Source organism: uncultured Gimesia sp. (genome assembly GCF_937910335.1).
GTDB lineage: Bacteria > Planctomycetota > Planctomycetia > Planctomycetales > Planctomycetaceae > Gimesia.
In genome coordinates this window covers 1-5293 of the sequence record NZ_CALEMX010000348.1, presented here as the reverse complement: position 1 = coordinate 5293, position 5293 = coordinate 1, and the positions used below count along the sequence as shown (strand labels likewise).

Here is a 5293-nt window from a genome sequence, read left to right as displayed (position 1 = left end):
CAGCGAGGAACGAACTATGATTAACTGGCAACACATCATTGTATGGGGAGTGGCTTTTTCAGGAATCGCGGGCTCGATGGTCTACGCAACGACTCCTGCTCCCTCCGGCGATTCATCCATCGTCTCTCCGCAATCGAAACTGGAAGAACTCTGGGTCGATAAAGGATTCACGGAAGGCGCCTGCGTGGGCGTGGATGGAATCATCTATTTCAGCGATATCAATTTTGATGGTGGCCTGGGAAAAATTATGGCCTTTGATCCTGCGACGAAAAAAACGACCGTCTTCAGTTCAGACAGCGGACAAAGTAACGGCCTGATGATTAATCAAAAAGGAAAAATGCTGGCTGCCTGTGGTGCGAACAATGGAAAACAGTGTCTGGCTCAGATTTCGAAAAAGGGAAAAGTCAAATGCATTGTCGACCATTTTGAGGGAAAAAAATTCAACGCCCCCAATGATCTGGTTGTCCATCCGCGCGGCTGGGTCTATTTCACCGATCCTCGTTACGTTGGCAAAGAACCTCTGGAACTCGATCATATGAGTGTCTTCCGCTACGATCCCAAAACGAAAACCGTACACCGCGCTACGACTGATATCAGTAAGCCGAACGGGACGGTGGTTTCTCCGGATGGTAAAACGCTTTATGTTGCGGAAACCGACAATGGTGTTTCCGGCCTGGAAAAAGAGAAACCCAAAAATCCGAAAATGCGAATGACGCTTAACGCGTTTCCCATTCATAAAGATGGGTCGCTCGGTAAGAAAACGATTCTGGCCGACTTCGGCGGAAAAGAGACGGGCATTGACGGCATGACCGTCGATCAAAAAGGGAATATCTACGCGGCCTTCCGCGCTGAAAGCCGCTTTGGCATCGTTGTCTTTTCTCCCGAGGGCAAAGAACTGGCTTACATCCCGACGCCTACGCTGCCCACCAACTGCACGTTCGGTATTGGGAAAGAGGCTTCCATGCTTTACATCACCGCGGGGAGTGGCCTGTATCGAATTCCCTGTAAAATCGCCGGGTTCCATCCCGCATTGCCTGTAGACAAATAGAAACTTAACGCGAAGTCTTCAAACGAACCAGACGGGCCAGAGGGACATTCTGTCTGGTGATTTCGGTCATCGGGGTCCATGCATCTGATTGCCGCGCTTGTAGAATTTTCGGCAAGTAGGGAATTCGTTGAAAGGACAACACGTATTCAGAAACGGGCCTCTCTGATTCGAAGGGGACTAATCGTATCCCCTTCTGTTTCAGTTCGGGTGTCTCCTGCATAGTCTGCAGATAGGCGGGGTGCAAGACAGGCACCACTTGAATGACGCTGTTTTCAGGAACATCCTTGATCACCTGCGTCAACATCTCTGCGGTAATGGTGTCGCCCCAATAAGTCGCTTCCATGCCAGCGGCGTCTGCCCCTTTCAATCCGCCTGTCAGTAAACTGTAATAACTGAGCCAGCAGGGAGCATACGCAATTGTTGCGTACGTTTGCGTCAAAAGCAGTAACCCAAACGCAGTGGTAACAAACATCTGTGGAAGGCGTTTCTGTAACCAGTCAATGGCTGCGACTGCCCCGACGCCGATAAGTACTGCTGTCAAAGGAAAGACCATTAAAAACAGACGCACGCCATCATAGACTGTGATTCCCGGAAGCGTAAATAACAGTAGCGGCCACAACAAAGAAAGTAGCAGCAGGACTTCCCCATGGGGTCGATGTGGTGGATCGTCTTTTCGTACACGACCGATTTTCAAGGAGCCGATAAAACCCAGGACCAAAAGGCCGATGGGAATCGTCGTGAAAAACATGACCCAGGGATAATGCCAGGGTAGATCCCGGTCTGCGTATTTAACTCCGAAGTATTCGACATAGAGAGCTGCGCGCTCGGTGGTTCTTCCCAGGTATTCACCGATTCGATCCACGGGATCAAACCAGAGCCAGGGCCAGCCGACAAAGAAAATCAGAACGCCGACACCTCCCCAACAGAGCAAAGGCACGATCGCTTTATGGCGCCATTTCCAAAGCGCCCAGAGGATCACGGGAATCGGTATCAGTACCGCTTGAATTTTCGTCAGTAATGCGAGACCCAATAAGAATCCTGTCCCACAGGCACGTTTGTTTGTGGGAGGTTGTTCGGTGTTCCAGAAATGAATCACTGCTAATACAGCAATCACATAAAACAGCGTTGTGGCTGTTTCCAGCGCCGCTAGATGGGCATGTCCAAACAGGCGCGGCATACAGATCAACGAAACGGCTGCTATCAGACCCGCTTTGTTTCCATAATGAATGGCAGTAAATCGCCCGACTACGAAAACAAGACAGGCAAAACAGAAAGCGGAAGCATAGCGACCATAGGTGACGACAAAAGGCCGATTGTCACTGCCTGCAAACCAGGAGACCATTTCGTGCGTGATTCCAATCAGCAGACGTCCCAGGGGAGGATGATCGGGGAGATAGTTGGGATGTTCAACGATTTCCCGCACGCTTTCGGGGGAGAAGATACCCAGGCCATAGACCTGAATTGCCCGTACGAGAAACACCCCCTGACTGACGTTAAATGGTTCATCAACGGTCAATCCCGGACCAGCGCTAGTACCAGCCAGATCCTGTGCACAATCGAGCTGAGAGGCGACGAGCATAAAGGCTATGAGTGAAAGCAGCAGGTACCAGAGGGAGTCAAAGATCCCTTTTTTCTTTTCGTCTCCTTGATGATTGTTAAGTAGATTCATATCGGTTTACCATCGGACATCAAGCGCGCATAAAAAAACCCGGCCAAGAGTCTTACCTCTTAGCCGGGTCAATTCGTTCACGCAAACCAGCAAATCCCTTTGCGATTGTTTTGGTTGACCAGTGGGCCGTTCTCTCGACACCGTCCATGTTATCGAGAACTACACGTCCCTGGCAATCTCACCACGGGGCATTCCAGCCCGTCATTAGGCGATTTGCTTTTTTCGTCCAACCAGGGTCCGAATCCGTTCAGCCAACAGTGCAGCGTCAAATGGTTTCCGGAAGGTTTCGTTGAATAATGTTCTATCAAATCCGCTGGCGTTATCTTCATCGCTCAGCAGGGCAATTAGAACAGAATCCGTGTAGTCTTTGTTTCGTCGCAGGTTTTGAGCGATCATCAGAGCTTCATTGCGACCCATAGCAAAATCCACAATCACGCAATCGGGATGTAAAGATTCTGCCTGGATACCAGCTTCAAAACCGCTTACCGCGTATTCAATTTTGAAGTCTTCGGTAGCCATCAGGTCATCGAGACTTGCTCGAACCTGAGTGTCTGCCCCAACAAGCAACAACTTGCCCATTGCTTCATCTTCCAGCTCACCTAATGGCATGCCGTGTTCTTTAAGAAATCGAATAAGGTGCTCACGAGGGATTCGGCGGTCCTGAGATCCCGGAATTCGGTATCCTCTCAGGCGTCCAGAGTCGAACCACTTACTAACCGTGCGGGGTGCAACCTTACAGATCTTTGCTACTTGGCCAGTAGTGAAGATCGTTTTCATTGCGGGCTCTCCAATCACATGTTTGACATTTATTTAGAAGAAATGGTTACTTTTCTTCTGCTTTAACCCCAACTACATTTTGCGGCTATCCTGGCCAGTCAATATCAAGTTGTAACCCGTGTAGTCTTGGGTCGGGGCTTGTTTAAGGAGACAGCATCTCCAAAAACTGTTTCAAAATGCCAATCTTTAATTTTAAGGAAATTTGGGATCTGGTACGTAATATTTTTGGGGTTGGACTGAATGACAATCGCAATACCATTCAGATCAGTTCGTCAGACTAGATCCATCTTGTCCTCTCCCCCCTTTGCAAACATTTGAATGGTGTCACCCACTCAAACTGTTGTGAACTGGATCGACGTGGTTTTTACGTCTTTCCGGTTTCAACCGTCTGCCCTAATTGCATCGACGAAATTAACGTGAGGACTTTAAGTTCTTTGACAAGGGAGAGTGCAGTACTGACAGAGACGCTCAGAATATCTGGCAGGGAGGAATCAACTGTGAGGAATATGATGCTGTAATTCCCTAGAATTCAGGGACTTAGATTCACTTCCGATAATTGCTTAAGATATGAACCAAATTTCTCGGGAGACTTCGATTTTTCATACCGGATTCTCGCTTTTATGCCCTGAGACAGGCAGAAAGAGGTGGTTAACTGTTCTGACAACAGCGACCTGCAGCAGGTTCATTGCGTTTCAACTCTCAAACTTATTACGTCAGTGATCCCCATTCGCGTTGGCTGAATTTGAAAAATATGAGGTCAACCGTCTCCCCGGAGAATGTATCTGAAATCTCTTTTTATGCTTGCTCTGCCATAGATGTCTGGTCTAAGATCGGAACACGATCATTAAACTTTACCAGTAACCCCTGCTATGATATTTGTCTAATGTAAAATTTGTGGATGAGAACGGTGAGTGGGTTTACTTTATTAATAATTGTGCCGGTTTTATTCTCAATAAGTTCTGCCACCAACTCATTGCTTTACACGAGCTGACCACTGAATTCCTCAACCTGGAAATGATTTACTCGCTATGCCACAGTCTCTTCAAGAATATGCGGATTGGTTAGCCAATCGGGATGATCTCAAGTGGCCTGTCGCACCGGAGCTGGTCACACCCAAGGCAACCCCTTATTTAAAACCACTGCAGGAGATTGCTGCTGTCACATTCAGCGTTTACGGAACATTATTGCATATTTCCGATGGCGATCTGCTGTTTGATCATGAACAACAACTGCGAATGCAAATTGCACTGGATAAAACCATTCAAGAATTCAATCTGTGGAACAGCATGTCACGCAAACCGGGAGCCCCCTGGGAATATATGCTTTCACAATATCGAAACATCCTGGAAGACCAGAAGATTTCAGGGAATGTAGCAAAAGGAGAAACTCCTGAAACGAATGCTTTCGAAGTCTGGAAACGATTGATCGAACGCCTGCAGAAAAATGAATATACGTTCGACGAATCATTTTATGGCAACCTGGATGATTTCAGCTTGAAGGTCGCTTATTTCTTTCATTCTTCACTACAAGGGCAACAGGCCATGCCCGACGTATTGAATACGTTCTCCCAATTAGCGGAGAGAGGCAAAAAAGTGGCTCTCTTTGCTGATGCACAGCCTTTCACTTTAGTCCAAGTACTGCGCGGATTGGCCTCACAGGGTACACTCCCCCCCCTTTCTGAACTTTTCACTCAGGAATGCTTTTGTGTCTCCTATCGTGAAGGAGTCCGAAAACCATCAGCGTCCCTTTATCAAAAACTAATTGATTCCGGTTTGAATATTCGGATAGCTAAAGCTAAA

Annotated in this window: 4 protein-coding genes; 2 read left to right on the top strand and 2 right to left on the bottom strand. The window is 47.8% G+C overall.

What is annotated here, in order from left to right:
* Positions 1–1048 (top strand): SMP-30/gluconolactonase/LRE family protein (locus Q0668_RS13985; protein ID WP_298865736.1); only part of this gene is annotated, 1048 nt, incomplete at its 5' end.
* A gap of 4 nt (positions 1049–1052) precedes the next feature.
* On the opposite strand, the gene Q0668_RS13980 is transcribed toward Q0668_RS13985, so the two are convergent.
* On the bottom strand, positions 1053–2717 hold the full coding sequence (locus Q0668_RS13980; protein WP_298865735.1) for a glycosyltransferase family 39 protein: 1665 nt from the start codon (positions 2715–2717) through the stop codon (positions 1053–1055).
* 204 nt (positions 2718–2921) lie between these two features.
* Positions 2922–3494 carry a helix-turn-helix domain-containing protein gene (locus Q0668_RS13975; RefSeq protein ID WP_044238118.1) on the bottom strand — a complete coding sequence of 191 codons (573 nt, stop codon included), beginning with the start codon at positions 3492–3494 and terminating at the stop codon, positions 2922–2924.
* Positions 3495–4522: 1028 nt separating this feature from the next.
* Here Q0668_RS13975 and Q0668_RS13970 point away from each other — a divergent pair.
* The coding region (locus Q0668_RS13970; RefSeq protein ID WP_298865710.1) for an HAD family hydrolase at positions 4523–5293 on the top strand (771 nt) is incomplete at its 3' end.

Excerpts from the sequence above, each read along its gene's own strand:
- Q0668_RS13975 (WP_044238118.1), bottom strand. The coding sequence starts at position 3,494 with ATGAAAACGATCTTCACTACTGGCCAAGTAGCAAAGATCTGTAAGGTT.
- Q0668_RS13980 (WP_298865735.1), bottom strand. The coding sequence starts at position 2,717 with ATGAATCTACTTAACAATCATCAAGGAGACGAAAAGAAAAAAGGGATC.